Source organism: Ruegeria atlantica, from assembly GCF_013032455.1.
In the GTDB taxonomy this organism is placed as follows: Bacteria; Pseudomonadota; Alphaproteobacteria; order Rhodobacterales; family Rhodobacteraceae; genus Ruegeria; species Ruegeria atlantica_B.
In genome coordinates this window covers 244,032-259,449 of the sequence record NZ_WQCF01000002.1, presented here as the reverse complement: position 1 = coordinate 259,449, position 15,418 = coordinate 244,032, and the positions used below count along the sequence as shown (strand labels likewise).

At 57.8% G+C, this 15,418-nt stretch carries 16 protein-coding genes; 8 read left to right on the top strand and 8 right to left on the bottom strand.

From position 1 onward, the window contains the following. The first annotated feature begins 3 nt into the window (after nucleotides 1-3). Nucleotides 4-576 carry a peroxidase-related enzyme gene (locus GOW93_RS05275; protein WP_170382076.1) on the top strand — a complete coding sequence of 191 codons (573 nt, stop codon included), beginning with the start codon at nucleotides 4-6 and terminating at the stop codon, nucleotides 574-576. After that, a complete protein-coding gene (locus GOW93_RS05270) occupies nucleotides 573-1,475 on the top strand; it encodes an OmpA family protein (protein WP_170382075.1) in 903 nt (300 codons plus the stop codon). Before GOW93_RS05275 ends, GOW93_RS05270 begins: the two co-directional genes overlap by 4 nt. A 193-nt stretch (nucleotides 1,476-1,668) precedes the next feature. On the opposite strand, the gene GOW93_RS05265 is transcribed toward GOW93_RS05270, so the two are convergent. Then, complete coding sequence (locus GOW93_RS05265) at nucleotides 1,669-2,583, bottom strand: LysR family transcriptional regulator (RefSeq protein WP_170382074.1); 915 nt, start codon at nucleotides 2,581-2,583, stop codon at nucleotides 1,669-1,671. A gap of 228 nt (nucleotides 2,584-2,811) precedes the next feature. Between GOW93_RS05265 and GOW93_RS05260 the strand changes: the two genes are divergently transcribed. Then, a complete protein-coding gene (locus GOW93_RS05260; protein ID WP_170382073.1) occupies nucleotides 2,812-3,252 on the top strand; it encodes a DUF4399 domain-containing protein in 441 nt (146 codons plus the stop codon). Between the two features lie 25 nt (nucleotides 3,253-3,277). Here GOW93_RS05260 and GOW93_RS05255 read toward each other — a convergent pair whose 3' ends face one another. Beyond that, nucleotides 3,278-4,189, bottom strand: coding sequence for an AEC family transporter (locus tag GOW93_RS05255; RefSeq protein WP_170382072.1), 912 nt, complete (start codon nucleotides 4,187-4,189; stop codon nucleotides 3,278-3,280). A 95-nt stretch (nucleotides 4,190-4,284) separates the two neighbouring features. After that, nucleotides 4,285-6,312, bottom strand: coding sequence for an NADPH-dependent 2,4-dienoyl-CoA reductase (locus GOW93_RS05250; protein WP_170382071.1), 2,028 nt, complete (start codon nucleotides 6,310-6,312; stop codon nucleotides 4,285-4,287). Nucleotides 6,313-6,450: 138 nt separating this feature from the next. On the opposite strand from GOW93_RS05250, the gene GOW93_RS05245 reads away from it, so the two are divergent. From GOW93_RS05245 to GOW93_RS05235, 3 genes are all read left to right on the top strand, one after another. Then, nucleotides 6,451-6,948, top strand: coding sequence for an RNA pyrophosphohydrolase (locus GOW93_RS05245; RefSeq protein ID WP_170382070.1), 498 nt, complete (start codon nucleotides 6,451-6,453; stop codon nucleotides 6,946-6,948). A gap of 182 nt (nucleotides 6,949-7,130) precedes the next feature. Then, complete coding sequence (locus GOW93_RS05240) at nucleotides 7,131-8,504, top strand: radical SAM protein (protein ID WP_170382069.1); 1,374 nt, start codon at nucleotides 7,131-7,133, stop codon at nucleotides 8,502-8,504. Beyond that, complete coding sequence (locus tag GOW93_RS05235; RefSeq protein ID WP_170382068.1) at nucleotides 8,501-9,337, top strand: DUF547 domain-containing protein; 837 nt, start codon at nucleotides 8,501-8,503, stop codon at nucleotides 9,335-9,337. Before GOW93_RS05240 ends, GOW93_RS05235 begins: the two co-directional genes overlap by 4 nt. 9 nt (nucleotides 9,338-9,346) lie before the next feature. Here the strand turns inward: GOW93_RS05235 and GOW93_RS05230 are convergent, their stop codons facing one another. Genes GOW93_RS05230 through GOW93_RS05220 form a run of 3 tightly spaced genes read right to left on the bottom strand, consistent with a single transcriptional unit; the run spans nucleotide 9,347 to nucleotide 11,819 of the window. Then, nucleotides 9,347-10,336 (bottom strand): adenosine kinase, encoded by a 990-nt coding sequence (locus GOW93_RS05230; protein ID WP_170382067.1) that lies wholly within the window; start codon nucleotides 10,334-10,336, stop codon nucleotides 9,347-9,349. Then, nucleotides 10,333-10,977, bottom strand: a complete 645-nt coding sequence (gene nth / locus GOW93_RS05225; RefSeq protein WP_170382066.1) for an endonuclease III — start codon at nucleotides 10,975-10,977, stop codon at nucleotides 10,333-10,335. The genes GOW93_RS05230 and nth overlap by 4 nt, the downstream gene beginning before the upstream one ends. A gap of 41 nt (nucleotides 10,978-11,018) precedes the next feature. Then, nucleotides 11,019-11,819: a class I SAM-dependent methyltransferase gene (locus GOW93_RS05220; RefSeq protein WP_170382065.1), complete on the bottom strand. Its 801-nt coding sequence runs from the start codon at nucleotides 11,817-11,819 to the stop codon at nucleotides 11,019-11,021. 132 nt (nucleotides 11,820-11,951) lie between these two features. On the opposite strand from GOW93_RS05220, the gene GOW93_RS05215 reads away from it, so the two are divergent. Beyond that, the gene (locus GOW93_RS05215; protein WP_170382064.1) at nucleotides 11,952-12,803 is read left to right on the top strand and encodes a methylated-DNA--[protein]-cysteine S-methyltransferase; all 852 of its coding nucleotides are present in this window, start codon (nucleotides 11,952-11,954) and stop codon (nucleotides 12,801-12,803) included. Nucleotides 12,804-12,810: 7 nt separating this feature from the next. On the opposite strand, the gene GOW93_RS05210 is transcribed toward GOW93_RS05215, so the two are convergent. Both GOW93_RS05210 and GOW93_RS05205 read right to left on the bottom strand, forming a co-directional pair. After that, complete coding sequence (locus tag GOW93_RS05210) at nucleotides 12,811-13,122, bottom strand: hypothetical protein (RefSeq protein ID WP_170382063.1); 312 nt, start codon at nucleotides 13,120-13,122, stop codon at nucleotides 12,811-12,813. A 12-nt stretch (nucleotides 13,123-13,134) separates the two neighbouring features. Beyond that, on the bottom strand, nucleotides 13,135-14,574 hold the full coding sequence (locus tag GOW93_RS05205; RefSeq protein ID WP_170382062.1) for an aldehyde dehydrogenase family protein: 1,440 nt from the start codon (nucleotides 14,572-14,574) through the stop codon (nucleotides 13,135-13,137). A gap of 182 nt (nucleotides 14,575-14,756) precedes the next feature. On the opposite strand from GOW93_RS05205, the gene GOW93_RS05200 reads away from it, so the two are divergent. Continuing rightward, the gene (locus tag GOW93_RS05200) at nucleotides 14,757-15,407 is read left to right on the top strand and encodes a peroxiredoxin (protein ID WP_170382061.1); all 651 of its coding nucleotides are present in this window, start codon (nucleotides 14,757-14,759) and stop codon (nucleotides 15,405-15,407) included. Nucleotides 15,408-15,418 lie beyond the last annotated feature (11 nt).

The window sequence follows — 15,418 nt, the reverse complement described above, 5'->3', positions numbered from 1 at the left end:
GACGTGACCGACCAAAATCAGCCCACTGCGCTGGACCTGCCGATGGTGGACCCCCTGCCGCCAGAGACGCAGAAATACTTTGATATTTGTGTGGAAAAACTGGGCTTTGTGCCGAATGTATTGCGCGCCTATGCCTTTGATATCAATAAGCTGAACGCGTTCACGGCGATGTATAACGACCTGATGCTGGGCGACAGCGGACTGAGCAAATTGGAGCGTGAGATGATCGCGGTGGTCGTGTCGGCGATCAACAAATGCTTCTATTGCCTCGTGGCCCATGGTGCGGCGGTGCGGCAATTGTCAGGCGATCCACAATTGGGCGAAATGCTGGTAATGAACTACCGCGTTGCCCCCTTGGACGCGCGCCAGCGGGCGATGCTGGACTTTGCCGCCAAGATGACCACTGCCAGTACCGAGATCGAGGAACCTGATCGTCAACGCTTGCGTGATGCGGGGTTCACCGACCGGGATATATGGGACATCGCCAACGTCACCGGATTTTTCAACATGTCGAACCGGGTGGCGAGCGCCACGGCGATGGCCCCGAACGACGAGTACCACGCGCAGGCCCGATGATCCGATTTGCTTCACTGATCCTTTTATTTCTGGCCGGGCCTATTGCCGCGCAAGAGATGACTATGCCGACCGGATCGCGCCAGATCAGCGACCGGACCAGCCCGCTGGACAGCTACGATCTGCCCATCGGTCCTTTTGCCAACGACACTCTGCCGGTGCGCCAAACTGAAGGGCGGGTGGAACGGATTACCTGGCGTGTGCAATCAGGCTCAAGCACTACTTTGCAATTGCTGGCACCGCTGCGCGACCAGATCATCGCACAGGGCTATGACGTGCTGTTTGAATGTGAGGCCGACGCCTGTGGTGGATTTGATTTCCGTTTCGCGACCGAGGTGGTTCCGACCCCTGACATGTATGTGGCGATTCAGGATTATCGATTTCTGTCTGCTGCGCGCGGAGATGATGTGCTGAGCCTACTGATCAGTCGCAATCCGCCCAGCGGATATATTCAGATGATCCGTGTTACACCGGTTGGCTCAGAAGACCCGCCGCCGCTGGTAGTTGAAGAAGTGGTTAGCACTCCGGTGGATCTTCTGGCTGCGCTGGATCAAAATGGCCACGTCATTCTGGATGATCTGCATTTTCGAACCGGCGAGATTACTCTGGGGGAGGGTCCTTTCACCTCATTGGCACAGATTGCGAGCTATCTGGCCGACAATCCGGATACACGATTGGCGCTTGTGGGGCATACGGACGACACCGGCGCGCTGGACGCCAATATATCGGTCAGCACAGGCCGGGCACAGGCCGTTCGCGCCCGCATGATTGAAGCGCATGGTGTTGCCGCCGACCGGCTGGAGGCGCGAGGCATCGGGTATCTTGCACCGTTGACATCGAATGAAACGCCGAAAGGTCGCGAGTTGAACCGCCGGGTCGAGGCGGTTTTGCTGGTCAACTGATCCGGGTGACTTGGGTCAGGTAGGCCTCCAGAATCAAAAAAGGTTCAATCGGTCGACTGGATAATGTTCCCAAGCGTTGATTGTCGGGGCGAGCACAGGCCAATGCTTAGGGGCGTAGCGCCGCAATAGCGCCGATTTCACGCTGCGTTGCGGGAATATGCGTTCAACACGTTTTCCGTGATGTATTAGGTTCTTACGAGCCCGACCAGTCCATCAGGCCCTTGTCCGCGAAGGCTTCTACCAGAAAGTCAATGAAAGCGCGCACCTTCGGCTGCGTGAAGCGGCCGGGCGGGTAAACCGCATAGACACCTTGTACCTCGTCTGGCAGCGATGGCATTGCATCCAGCACCGCGCCGGATTTTAACGCGTCGGCGTACAGGTAGCTGGGCAAATAGGCGATACCCAACCCCGAGATGGCCGCATTCAACAGAGATTGCCCGTCATTAACGCTTAGCCATCCGGCAGTGCGAACCTGGCGTTTTTCACCTGAAGGCGCGGTCAGCCGCCAGACGTTGCCGGAAGACTGGCTGGAGTAATGCAGCAGCTTGTGTTCGTTCAGATCGTCGATCTTTTGCGGGCGACCGAATTTCTCGACATAGCTGGGTGCGGCGACCATACGTTTCACGGTTTCGGTCAGCTTGCGTGCGCGCAGCGTGCTGTCTTCCAGTTCGCCGATGCGCACGGCCACGTCGAACCCTTCCGAAATCAGTTCCACATAGCGATTGTTCAGCACCATATTTACGGTGATATCCGGGTAAGCGGCCAGGAATTCCGACAATACCGGCGACAAATGGTTCACGCCGAAATCTGTCGCTACGCTGATGCGCAGCAGACCGGATGGGGCTGATTGCATCGAGGTCACCAGCGCATCCGCCTCGCCTGCGTCATTCAGAACGCGGCGGGCGCGATCATAGTAGGCCAGCCCGATTTCTGTTGGTGAAACACGTCGGGTCGTGCGGTTCAGCAGCCGTGCACCTAGTCGCGCCTCAAGGCTCGATACGTGCTTAGATACGGCCGATTTGGAGATGCCCATCTTTTTCGCCGCATCGGTGAAGCCACCTTGGTCCACCACATTGGCAAAGGCCTCCATTTCGGTCAGTCTGTCCATTCTCGTTCCCCAGGTCCTTTATTCATTGTCTCACTATTGGGGTCAATCTGGGCGGAAACTGGGCGGACATGGGATAATATCGGGGATTTTATTCGGATCGTTTGCGCTTGGGAAACGCGGAAACAGTGGTTTCCAACGGTGCCACAACCCAAAAGAGAAAGGGATTTATAGGCCTTGGCGCTGATATGCTATGATGAGAATGGCAAATTTGTGACCACGGAGGAGATCATGAAAGCCTTTTTCGCTATTGCAGCATTTTTCATATCGGCCACCCTTGCGCTGGCAGGAGGAGAGACGCCTTCCAACCCCGAAGCCAAAGTCTATTTTGTGAATCTGTCCGACGGTGACACAGTTCAGTCGCCCGTTACCGTGGTCTTTGGATTGAGCGGTATGGGCGTGGCACCTGCCGGGACCGAGAAAGAAAACACAGGTCACCATCATCTGCTGATCGACCGTCCGCCATTGGGTGAAGGTGAAGACGGGGCAGATGAATTGGCCTATGGGCTGCCGTCAGATGACAACCATGTTCATTTCGGTGGTGGCCAGACGGAAGTGACGCTGGACCTTGCCCCCGGAGAACATACCCTGCAGCTGGTGCTTGGTGATGCAGGTCACGTGCCGCATGCCACGCCGATTGTGTCCGAGGTGATTACGATTACGGTGGAGTAGGTCCTGACAGACGGCGGTGCGATCCCTAAAACACGGCTCTTGCCGCCAGTATCCACAGTGGCAGGGTCACAGCGCTTAGAAGTGTTGATTGAGCTATCAGCGTGGCCACCAGTTTTCTATCAGCGCCGAAGCCAGACGCCAGAACATGTGCAGCGGACGCGGTAGGCAGTGCTGCAAAAAGGATCAATACAGGGGCCAGCCCGTTCGCCCCATCGGCAAGAAGGCAGACAAGAAATGTAGCGCCCGGCACCAGAACCAGCTGTGTCAGGCAAACATATCCGCTGAACCGATCCATCTTTGCCAGAGCGGTCCAGTTCATTGTTGCGCCGATTGAAATCAGCGCAATCGGAATTGCCGCCGCAGCGACCATTTCAAGTGGGGCCAGAATGGGCGCAGGAATAGAGATGCCGGAAAGGCCGACCGCCACGCCTAGGACGCTTGCCAGCAAAAAGGGGTTCAGCGCTACTTTGGACAAGGTTTGCAAAACGCTCAGGCTGCCTCCTTTTGACAGCACCAAAACCGCAAGCATGTTGGCAACAGGCACCGCCATCCCGATGGCTACAGCCATCTGACCGATTGTGCCCGGCCCCAGGGTTTGTGATGCCACCAGTGCGATTGCCGAGTTAAAGCGCCACACCGTTTGCCAGCCGCCCGCAAAATCCAGAAACCGGTCCGGGCCGATTGGTCGGGCTGCCCAGCCTAAAAGCATCGCAAAAATCAGAATGGTCCAAACAGCTGGGCCAATCTGCAGCACATCCGCCACAGCGATGGGCCGTTTACAGGCCGCGACAAACAGCAATGCGGGAAACAGAATTTCAAAGTTCAGCTTGTCGAGGCCCTGCCATGCATTCTCAGACAAGCGCGCCCGGATCACCCCGCCGAGCGCGACCATCAGGAAACTCGGGGCAAGCCCGGATAATATGGTGGCAAAGACCATGGCAAGCCGCCCCTACATTCGGCATTGCCACTCTAGTCGGTCAATCGTCGTTTACTAGGTGATTGCCGACATATCTGCGTCGAAATTGACCGTACTTACAATCCAGCCGCCAGTCGCGTTCCCTGATTGATCGCCCGTTTGGCGTCCAACTCGGCAGCCACATCCGCGCCGCCGATGACATGCGGGGTGATCCCGCGTTCGATCAGCGCGTCCGCAAGGCTGCGCTCGGACACCTGTCCAGAGCACAGAACAATCGTATCCGCCGCGATCACGGTGGGATCTGCACGTTCTTCGCCAAAGCTGACATGCAGGCCGTTCTCGTCGATTTGTTCGTAATTCACGCCGCCCACGAAGTTCACGTCTTTCATCTTCAGTGTCGTGCGGTGAATCCAGCCAGTGGTCTTGCCCAGCCCCTTGCCATGCGCCTGTTTCTTGCGCTGCAGTAAAGTGACCTGACGCTTGGGGGCCTCGGGTTGTGGGCCTTCGGGGGCCAAACCCGCGCGGTGCTCCTCGGGGTCGGTGACGCCCCATTCCTTCATCCATGCGGGCAGGTCTGTGGTGGGGCTGTGGCCTTCTTCGACGAGATATTCGGATACGTCGAAACCAATGCCGCCAGCGCCGATCACGGCGACGGATTTGCCGACTTCGGCCTTCTTCCGCAATACGTCGATATAGCTGAGGACGTTTTCACGTTCCTGCCCCGGTATCTGCGGATCGCGTGGGGTAACACCTGTGGCGATGACAACCTCGTCAAAGCCCCTCAGGTCATCGGCGCTGACCTCGCGGTTCAGCTCTACCTTCACGCCTAGATCAGCCATCATAGTGCGATACCAATCGACCAGCCCCCAAAACTCTTCTTTGCCCGGCACCTGCTTGGCCATGTTTAACTGTCCGCCGATCTCAGCCGCGCGGTCAAACAGAGTCACGTCATGGCCGCGCTGGGCGGCGGTCATCGCAGTGGACAGACCAGCCGGGCCAGCACCGACAATGGCAACCGTTTTCCGTGTCTCGGCCTGTTCGATCACCAGTTCGGTTTCATGACAGGCACGCGGGTTCACAAGGCACGACGTTAGCTTGCCGCTGAAGGTGTGATCCAGACAGGCCTGATTGCACGCGATGCAGGGCGCAATCTTGGCTGCCTCACCCGACATCGCCTTGTTGACGAAATCGGCATCCGCCAGCATCGGTCTCGCCAGAGAAACCATGTCGGCGCAGCCCGTCGATAGAACCTCTTCGGCTACTTCGGGCGTGTTGATCCGGTTCGACGTGATCACCGGGATCGATACCTTTCCCATCAGCTTTTTTGTCACCCAGGCAAAGGCCGCACGCGGTACACTGGTGGCGATGGTCGGAATGCGAGCCTCGTGCCAGCCAATTCCTGTATTTATGATCGTTGCTCCGGCCTGCTCGATCCGCTGCGCTAATTCTACAACCTCATCATGGGTCGAGCCATTGGGCACCAGATCAATCATCGACAGGCGATAGATGATAATAAAGTCTGTGCCTACTGCCTCGCGCGTGCGTCGGACGACTTCGAGCGGTAGGCGCATCCGATTCTCATAGGAACCGCCCCAGCGGTCGGTGCGCTTGTTGGTATGGGTCACCAGGAATTGGTTCAGGAAGTATCCTTCCGAGCCCATGATTTCGACCCCGTCATAGCCTGTCTTTTGAGCCAAGACGGCGGCATTGACGAAATCGCGGATCTGTTTCTCGATCCCATCCTCGTCCAACTCATGCGGCGGGAAGGGTGATATCGGGGATTTCACCGGGCTGGGGGCCACGCATTTCGGACCATAAGCATAGCGTCCCGCATGCAAGATCTGCATCGCGATCTTGCCACCGGCCTGATGTACTCGGTCGGTCACTATTGAATGGTTTTCCACGTCTTTGTCGGTGGTCATCATAGACGCGCCGGGCAACACCGAGCCTTCCAGGTTTGGCCCGATCCCCCCAGTCACCATCAAAGCTACGCCACCCCGTGCGCGATCGGCATAGAATTCGGCCACCCGGTTCCAGTCACCGGTCTCTTCCAAACCGGTATGCATCGAGCCCATCAGCACGCGGTTCTTTAACGTGGTAAAGCCCAGGTCCAGCGGGGCCAGCATATGTGGGTACGCAGTCATGGCGAACTCTCTCTCCCGATATTTGCCGGTTAGATTGACCTTCGCGTCAACTTTGTCACGCGAAACCTAACGTCACCCCCTTTGCGGGCGCTGCCGTGCTTGTTACAGACAGTTCGTAGCAGAATTATGAGGCCGCGCATGACCCCGGAAGAAATCGCCAAGCTGCCCTATCGCCCTTGCGTCGGGCTGATGCTGATGAATGCCAAGGGCAAGATATTCGTCGGCCAGCGCAATGATCGCCACAAGGACGCCTGGCAGATGCCTCAGGGCGGTGTGGACAAAGGCGAAGACCCGCGCGATGCCGCCCTACGCGAATTGTGGGAAGAAACCGGCGTGACGTCTGATCTGGTCGAAATCGTGGCCGAGACCGACGGCTGGCTGCCCTACGACTTGCCCCATGACATTGTGCCCAAGATCTGGAAGGGCCGTTTCCGAGGTCAGGAGCAGAAATGGTTTTTGTTGCGGTTCACTGGCGGAGACGATCAGATCAACATCGCCACAGATCACCCGGAATTCACCCATTGGAAATGGCAAGACCCCGACAAGCTGATCCAAGAGATCGTACCGTTCAAGCGTGAGGTGTACGAGAAGGTGGTGGACGCTTTTGCTGACTTTCTTGGTCTTTCTTCGGACTAGAGTTCCTCAAGGTATTCAGAGGCCGGCCAGCATTTCCGGTCAGTTTGCCATTGATCCCCTGCAGGGTCACGCCGGGGCCCGCAAATTTATTGGTGCGTGGCGCGTCATCCCGACCTCGCCATCCCACAATTTGCCGTGAAGGGGCGTGGCCGGGGATGCCCCTCGCCTTTAACTTGAGGCGTATGAAAGATACCGCTTCAAGCCTGTGCAGCATCGTCCCCGCCGGGCGCAAATTTCTTGGCACCGACCGTCGCGCGCCTTTGCGCGGGGGTTTGCAAGGTTGCGGTGAATATGGTGCGGGTCAGACGGCGGGGCGCTTCTATCCTATCGCCTGCGTCGCGCTTGAGGTCACCCAGCGCTGCAATCTGGATTGCACGCTGTGTTATCTCTCGGACCGGGCCGAAATGACCTATGATCCGCCGCTTTCGGTTCTATACGCGCGGCTTGCCACGATCCGCAGCCACTATGGCACCGGGGTTTCGGTACAGTTGACCGGGGGTGATCCGACCCTGCGCAAGGTAGAAGATATTGAGGCGCTTTGTCGTGAAATTCGCCGCTTGGGGATGCGGTCTTGTCTGATGACAAACGGTATTCGCGCCAGCCGGGCATTTCTGACGCGGCTTGCGGCGGCCGGGCTGGATGATGTGGCCTTCCACGTAGACATGACGCAGGAGCGCAAAGGCTTCGGCAACGAGGCCGAGCTGAACACGGTGCGGCGCGCCTATATCCGCCGGGCACGCGGGCTGGGGCTGCGCATCCTGTTCAACACCACCGTGTTCGGCGGCAATTTCGACGAGCTTTCTGCGCTGGCACGGTTTTTGCGGGATTGTCCAGAGGTCGCATTTGTCTCGTTCCAGATGCAGGCCGATACCGGGCGTGGGGTCCTGCGTGAACGGCCCGACGCGATCACACAGGACAGCGTGGCGCGCGCAATTGAGGCGGGTTATGGCACCCCGTTACATTTTGGCGCTGCGGCCGTTGGGCATTCCAAATGCAACCGATATGCCAGTGTGCTCACGGCCGGCGGGCGGGCGGTCTCTCTTCTGTCGAACCGGCGGCTGGTGTATCAGGTGATTGCCGCGCTTGAGGCCGTGGACGACCAGAAAGACGCGCATATCCGTATCCGCGCCAAAGTACGTCGCGTGATCCTGCGTTATCCGCTGCTGGCTTTGCGGGTGCTGGGTCATTTGGCGCTGAGCGTGGCGCGGCTGGGGTCAGGGTTGCTGCGTGGTCCGATGCGGCGTCAGGCGGTGTTCATCCATAACTTTATGGCGGCGGATGCGTTGGAGGAAGATCGCTGCGCATCTTGCGTGTTCATGGTGGCTACGGCGAATGGTCCCTTGTCCATGTGCGCACACAATGCACAACGCGATCTGCATCTTGCGACGCCTGACCGAATTGAAGGCCCCTCTGGGCCAAGTTGGTGGAACGCGGCTGCTCCACGTCTGTCCGCCACGCCAGACTTACCGGATTTAAATGATCCAGCAATGGCCCCGTTGAAGCACCTCAAAGGAAAGATGCGGGCCCTTCGCCGGGCCCGGAAGGACGCATCATGAAAAAGCTGTTGATCCTGTTGCTGCCTTTGCTTGCGGCTTGTGCCAGTGTCGAACGCCTTGCGCTGCCTGCACCCGAGGCTTTGCCACAGAAATCACTGACCAGTTTTGCCCCACCGCCTGGGCAGCAGGTCGATCACCGGGATTGGACGGATTTTCTGTCTCGCTACGTTGCACTGGACGCAGAAGGCGTGAACCGGGTGGCCTATGGAAGGGTGACAATACCTGACCGAGATCGGCTGGATAGGTACCTTATCGAACTGCAGGCCGTCGATCCGGCAGACCTGACACGCGATCAGCAATTGGCCTTTTGGATCAACCTCTATAACGCGGCGACGGTGGATGTCGTGCTGGAGGATTACCCGGTCGCCTCGATCCGCGATATAAAGGACGGGCCGTTTTCGATTGGTCCCTGGAGCCGGCCTTTGGTGCAGGTGGCGGGCGAGGATTTGAGCCTGAACGATATCGAACATCGCATTATCCGACCCACATTCGATGAGCCGCGCATTCATTATGCCCTGAACTGCGCCGCTGTAGGTTGCCCGAACCTGATGGATCGCGCCTGGCGGGCCGAAACGCTAGAGCGTGACTTTGCCGCCGCCGAACGCGCCTATGTCAACGATCCGCGCGGGGTGCGGTTTGACGCGCGCGGCGGGTTAATCCTGTCCAAGATCTACATCTGGTTCCGTGAGGATTTCGGGCCGGACGAGCAGGCTGTTCTGGCTTATATCGGCACAGTGGCCGAACCCGAATTGCGTGCGCGGATACAGGAGGCTCAGCGCGTCAGAGCCTACCAATACGACTGGGCCTTGAACGATACTGCCGCAGAGTTCTGAAGACAGAACCTACAGCAAACCTTCAGCGCGCAACAGTTCCTGCATATTGGCCTCGGGGCGTGGGCCGATATGGCTGATCACTTCCCGGGCGCAGACATTGCCGATTTTGGCGCAGGTCTCGTAATCACGACCCGTGGCCATCCCGTACAGGAACCCGGCTGCGAACTGGTCGCCAGCGCCGGTTGCGTCCACGGGCACCACTTTTTCAACCGGCACGTCGATGCGCTGACAGTCATGCAGAACGGTCACCCCGTCGCCCGAACGAGTGCAGACGACCAGAGGGCAAATCCCGGCAGTTTTCGCCAGTGCTTCTTCCAGATCGTCGGTTTCGAACAGTGATTTGATCTCGGCCTCGTTTCCGATAACGAAATCCAGCTCGTTTTCGATCAGCAGCAGGAAATCGACCCGGTGACGTTCGACACAGAACGGGTCGGAAATGGCGATCCCGGCCTTGCCTCCGCCTTTGTGACAGTTACGCGCGGCCTCAAGGAACGCGGCCTTGCCTTTTTCCTTGTCGAACAGATAGCCCTCAAGGAACATGAGCTGACAGTTGCCCGCCACGTCTGAGGAGACATCCGCAGACGAAAGTTCGGAAGAAATGCCCAGATAAGTATTCATCGAACGCTCGCCGTCGGGCGAAACGAAGATCATAGAGCGCGAGGTTGGCAGCTCGCCCCCCGGTACCGGCGGGTTGACGAAATCGACGCCGTCCTCGTTCATCGCATCCGCATAGAAGCGACCCAAGGCGTCGTCATGCACCCGTCCGATAAATGCCGAATCCAGCCCCAGCGCGCCCGCGCCCGCGATCGTGTTGGCGACCGAACCGCCGGGTGTCTGCACCCGCCCTTCCATTGCCGCATAAAGGACCTCGCCCCGGTCCCGCTCGATCAGCTGCATGATGCCTTTTTCGATGCCCATCAGTTCCAGGAAACTGTCATCGGCTTGGGAAATCACGTCCACAACGGCATTTCCGATGCCGACAAGCTGGTAGGTTTTCATAGGTTCTTGTCCTCAAATTCGCAGAGATCACGGATGATACAGGTGCCGCACATGGGTTTGCGTGCCTTACAGTGATAGCGGCCATGCAAAATCAGCCAGTGATGCGCATGCAGCTGGAAATCCGCGGGTATATTGTCCTCGATGGCGCGCTCTACCGCATCCACGTCCTTACCCGGGCAGATGCCGCTGCGGTTTCCAACGCGAAAGATATGGGTGTCCACCGCCTGCGCCGGTTGTCGCCACCACATGTTCAAAACCACATTGGCGGTTTTGCGCCCCACGCCCGGCAGCGATTGTAGAGCGGCACGGGAATTCGGGACCTCGCCACCGTAGTCGTCAACCAGAATGCGGCTCATCTTGATGACGTTCTTGGCCTTCTGTCGGAACAGGCCGATGGTCTTGATATGTTCGATCAGACCTTCTTCGCCAAGGTCCAGCATCTTTTGTGGCGTGTCAGCGATCTTGAACAGCTCTCGCGTGGCCTTGTTGACGCCTGCATCGGTCGCCTGCGCCGACAGCGCGACAGCCACGACCAGAGTATAGACGTTCACATGCTCCAGCTCGCCCTTGGGTTCCGGGTCGGCGTCCTGAAAACGCGTAAAGATCTCGCGGATCGTATGATAATCGAGTTGCTTTGCCATCCGCGCCTTAATGCCGTGTGCAGGCCAGCGGGTAAAGGGCGTCAGGGCCGCATGGTGACAAAGAAATGCGCTTCCTGCGGCACGATAAACACGCCGTTTTGCGCGTAAGGGGCTAGGCGGGTGGAAATGTCGTCCAAAACGAGGTCGATCACGGCCTCGCCTTTTTCGCGCATGTCCTGTTCGACCGGCAAGGCAAGGACCTGCGCTCTCAGATCCTCGAACCGACGTTGCAGAATGATCCCGTCGTGTAGGGCAATCGAATATCCCGCTTGTCGCAGCAGGTTGGTGATGACGTCCCCGTCGCGGAACGAAAACGGCGCACGAGCTTTTTGTGCTGCGTCATCGCCGACATGAATTGCCAATGCCTCGGCCAATGCGTTGTTAAAGGGCGAGATGGCGCGCCAGCAGGTCAGACACAATCGCCCACCCGGTTTCAGCACGCGGTAAATCTCGGCCAATGCTGCCGGTTTGTCGGGAAAGAACTGCAATCCCTGCTGAATACAGGCCAGATCAAAGCTGTGTGCATCCAATGGCAATGCCGTGACATCGGATGCCACCCAGTCCACCCTGTGATTTGTCTGCGTTGTCAGAGACTGAGCGATATCAATCATCGATTGGTTCAAATCCGCCCCGACAACACGGCCCTTTCCGGGTAAATGCTGTAATATGACGCGGGTTAACGCACCGGTGCCGCAGGCCACATCCAGAATATGCCCGTCAGCGGGCAATTCCAGCCGCTCAACCGTGGCCTCGGCCAGCGGGGCGAACATCGCAGGGACGGAATGATCCTGATATTTGCGGGCGGCTGCGTCGGAAAGGCGAAAGGCATCAATTGGCGACATGGGCTGGCTCCTGAAATGATTCAGGGTACCAAGGTCCAGGCATTTCGACAAACCTGTGGCAGGTTGCGCAAGTTCCGGGTCGCTCTGACCGCATCCGAGGGGTTATGATCAATGCAACGCAAGAGGTGAGTTATGAATATCCAGAACCCGGAAGGCGGCTATCACTACAACGTCATGCGTCGCGCCATCGAGCTCATAGATCAGGGCGGCGAGCCCCTCAGCCTTGATGAACTGGCGCGTCAGATGGACATGAGCCCCGCGCACTTCCAGCGCCTTTTCTCGCGCTGGACCGGGGTGTCGCCGAAACGCTATCAGCAATATCTGACGCTGGGCCACGCCAAAGCGCTGCTGCGCGAGCGATTCACCACGTTGGAGACGGCCCATAACGTTGGCCTGTCGGGCAGTGGCCGTCTGCACGACCTGTTCCTAAAGTGGGAATCCATGAGCCCCGGCGAATACGCGCGCAAGGGCGCAGGGTTGATGATCTATTGGGGCTGGTTCGAAAGCCCCTTTGGCCCGGCGCTTGTGATGGGCACCGATAAAGGCATCTGCGGCATGGCTTTCGGCGCGGAAACCGGTGAGGAAGAGGCGATGGAGGATATGCTGTCGCGTTGGCCACAGGCAGATTTCGTCGAAGATCCGATGCGCCTGCGTCCCTGGGTGCTCAGCGCCTTCGGTGCGGTTAGCGATCGTTTGGAACCGACACCGCTGTACCTGATCGGCTCACCCCTGCAGATCAAAGTATGGGAGGCGCTGATGCATATTCCTTCGGGTCAAGTGACAACCTATTCCGAGATTGCGCAGCGGGTGGGTTCACCGCAGGCGGTGCGCGCGGTGGGTACTGCAGTGGGGCGCAACCCGGTAAGTTGGCTGATCCCCTGCCATCGCGCCTTGCGGAAATCCGGTGGTCTGGGTGGCTATCACTGGGGTCTGCCAGTGAAACGCGCGATGTTGGCTTATGAAGCGGCACAGGCGGAGGCTTAGCTATTTTCTACCTGTTTTGCTTTCGCTTTTGCACGGCACGCCTTTTTTCTTTGCTGCCCCGTTTCAAGTGCTCTCTTTGGGCAAGTTCGTTCTTCACGTCAGTCCAAGCGTGCTTCCAATTTTCTTGGTCTTTGAAAGCGATTAGGCCGGCGGCTTCTACTGCTTGTTTGTCTTCGACCGTCCAATCGCTTTGAGGGAAGGTTTCTTGCAGGCTTCGCAGGTCATTTAATCGTCTCAGCAGAGAGCCCGTGTGCATTTGAGCCAATTGCTCACCACACACAGGCTCCAAAGTATTTAGAAGCTCAAAGTTAACTGCCAAATTCTGTCTCGCCTATTCTAAGGCCCAACCGCCAACGGATTTGACCTCAAGGAAATCCTCAAGCCCCCACACGCCGCCTTCGCGCCCGTTGCCGGATTGCTTCATTCCCCCGAAAGGTGAGCCCGCGCTGCGCGACTGACCGTTCATTTCAACCATGCCCGACCGCAATACTCGGGCCAAGCGGTTGGCACGTGCACCATCCTGCGTCTGAACATAGTTGGTCAACCCGTAAGGCGTGTCATTGGCGATCTCTATGGCCTCTTCTTCGGTATCGAAGGGGATCATGGTCAGAACCGGGCCAAAGATTTCCTCGCGCGCGACAGTCATCTGGTTGTTGGCATCGGCAAACACTGTTGGGCGTACATAGTATCCCTTGTTCAACCCCTCAGGCCGTCCGGTTCCCCCTGCGACCAGACGGGCACCTTCGTCGATACCTTTCTGGATCAGGTCCTGTATCTTGGTCCATTGCACTTCATTAACGACGGGGCCGATATGGCGGCCTTCTTCCAGCGCCGGTCCAACGGCAACCTTGTTGGCAACTTCGGTCGCTGTCTCGACTGCCTGATCGTAGATCGGGCGCTGTACCAGCATCCGACTGGGCGCATTACAGCTTTGGCCGGTGTTCTGCATCATGTGCAGAACACCCCGTTTGACGGCCTTTTCATCGGCATCAGCAAAGACCACATTCGCGCCTTTGCCGCCCAACTCCAGATGCACTTTCTTCAATGTTTCGGCCGCAGCCTTGGAAATCGCGGTGCCAGCACGGGTCGATCCGGTAAAGCTGACCATATCCACGTCTGGATGCGCCGAGAGTTGCGAGCCAACCCCGACACCATCGCCATTGACCAGATTAAAAACACCGGGCGGAAAACCCGCCTCGTCCATCATCTCGGCAAAGATTATCGCGTTCAGCGGGCTTTGTTCTGAAGGTTTTAATACCATCGTACAGCCCGCAATCGCTGCTGCGCCTACCTTGAGCGTGATCTGGTTCATCGGCCAGTTCCACGGTGTGATCAGGGCGGCAACGCCCACGGCCTCATAGATAATCCGGTCATTGGGGGCGTGATCGCCAAGTGGGCGTTCGAATTGAAAATCTTTTGCGGCGCGGATGAAATTCTTGAGGTGGTACATCCCGGCGCCCGACTGTGCGCTGCGCGACAGGTCCAGGGGGGCGCCCATCTCAAGTGACATGGCCTGTGCGAGGTCTTCAGACCTAGATTGATAGATCTCGGTCAGCTTCTCCATTAATGCGATACGTTCTGCAACCGGCATGGCCATCCAACCGGGCAGGGCGGCCTTGGCGGCAGCCACGGCGGCATCCGTATCGACCTGCCCGCCCAACGAGATCACTGCGCAGGGCTCCTCGGTCGAAGGGTTGATCACGGAAAAGTCATTGGCCGCCGAGGGGGCGACCCATTGGCCGTTGATGTAGAACTCGCGTTTTTCGATCATGGCGCATCCTCCTGTGCTAGTTGCACGAAACCGGTATTTTGCGGCCACTCTGGCACCGGGATCAGAGCACGGCAAGCAATAATTTGATCAAATTATTTCGTAGGCAAGAACGGTTTAACAATTGTGCAAAATGATTAGGCTTATCGCGACCGACTCGGGTTTTACAAAAAGGGAGATGCATCATGGGTTTGCGCATCAACGATACGGTTCCGAATTTCACTGCAGAAACGGATCAGGGCACCATTCAGTTCCACGATTGGATCGGCGACAACTGGGCGATCCTGTTCTCGCACCCCAAGGATTTCACCCCTGTCTGCACGACCGAGTTTTCAGCTGTGGCGCAATTGAATGACGAATGGGCCGCGCGTGGCACTAAGGTCATCGGTGTGTCTGTGGACAATGTTGAAGACCACAAGAAATGGAAAAAAGACATTGAAGCTTATGGCAATGCCAGCCCAGGTTTCCCGATCATCGCCGATGATGGCCTGGCCGTTTCCAAGGCGTTCGACATGCTGCCCGCCGAAGCTTATCTGCCCGATGGGCGTACGCCCGCCGACAGTGCCACGGTACGTTCAGTGTTTATCATCGGACCGGACAAGCAATTGAAACTGTCGATGACTTACCCGATGACCGTAGGCCGCAACTTTGCCGAAATTCTACGCGCGCTGGACGGATTGCAGATGTCGGCCAAGGGTGTAGCGACGCCCGCGAACTGGGTTCCGGGGGAAGATGTCATCATCCCGCCTGCCGTTTCGAACGACGAAGCGAAAGAGAAGTTTGGCGAGTTCGAGATGATCTTTCCTTATTTGCGTAAGACCAAGGCGCCATCGTAAGGTGGGGCCGG

Bases quoted from the DNA above. Each gene is read 5' to 3' on its own strand.
- nth (WP_170382066.1), bottom strand. From the start codon at position 10,977: ATGGCAAAGCAACTCGATTATCATACGATCCGCGAGATCTTTACGCGT.
- GOW93_RS05230 (WP_170382067.1), bottom strand. From the start codon at position 10,336: ATGAAAACCTACCAGCTTGTCGGCATCGGAAATGCCGTTGTGGACGTG.
- GOW93_RS05245 (WP_170382070.1), top strand. From the start codon at position 6,451: ATGACCCCGGAAGAAATCGCCAAGCTGCCCTATCGCCCTTGCGTCGGG.
- GOW93_RS05235 (WP_170382068.1), top strand. From the start codon at position 8,501: ATGAAAAAGCTGTTGATCCTGTTGCTGCCTTTGCTTGCGGCTTGTGCC.
- GOW93_RS05270 (WP_170382075.1), top strand. From the start codon at position 573: ATGATCCGATTTGCTTCACTGATCCTTTTATTTCTGGCCGGGCCTATT.
- GOW93_RS05240 (WP_170382069.1), top strand. From the start codon at position 7,131: ATGAAAGATACCGCTTCAAGCCTGTGCAGCATCGTCCCCGCCGGGCGC.
- GOW93_RS05250 (WP_170382071.1), bottom strand. From the start codon at position 6,312: ATGACTGCGTACCCACATATGCTGGCCCCGCTGGACCTGGGCTTTACC.
- GOW93_RS05205 (WP_170382062.1), bottom strand. From the start codon at position 14,574: ATGATCGAAAAACGCGAGTTCTACATCAACGGCCAATGGGTCGCCCCC.
- GOW93_RS05255 (WP_170382072.1), bottom strand. From the start codon at position 4,189: ATGGTCTTTGCCACCATATTATCCGGGCTTGCCCCGAGTTTCCTGATG.
- GOW93_RS05260 (WP_170382073.1), top strand. From the start codon at position 2,812: ATGAAAGCCTTTTTCGCTATTGCAGCATTTTTCATATCGGCCACCCTT.
- GOW93_RS05220 (WP_170382065.1), bottom strand. From the start codon at position 11,819: ATGTCGCCAATTGATGCCTTTCGCCTTTCCGACGCAGCCGCCCGCAAA.
- GOW93_RS05200 (WP_170382061.1), top strand. From the start codon at position 14,757: ATGGGTTTGCGCATCAACGATACGGTTCCGAATTTCACTGCAGAAACG.
- GOW93_RS05265 (WP_170382074.1), bottom strand. From the start codon at position 2,583: ATGGACAGACTGACCGAAATGGAGGCCTTTGCCAATGTGGTGGACCAA.
- GOW93_RS05215 (WP_170382064.1), top strand. From the start codon at position 11,952: ATGAATATCCAGAACCCGGAAGGCGGCTATCACTACAACGTCATGCGT.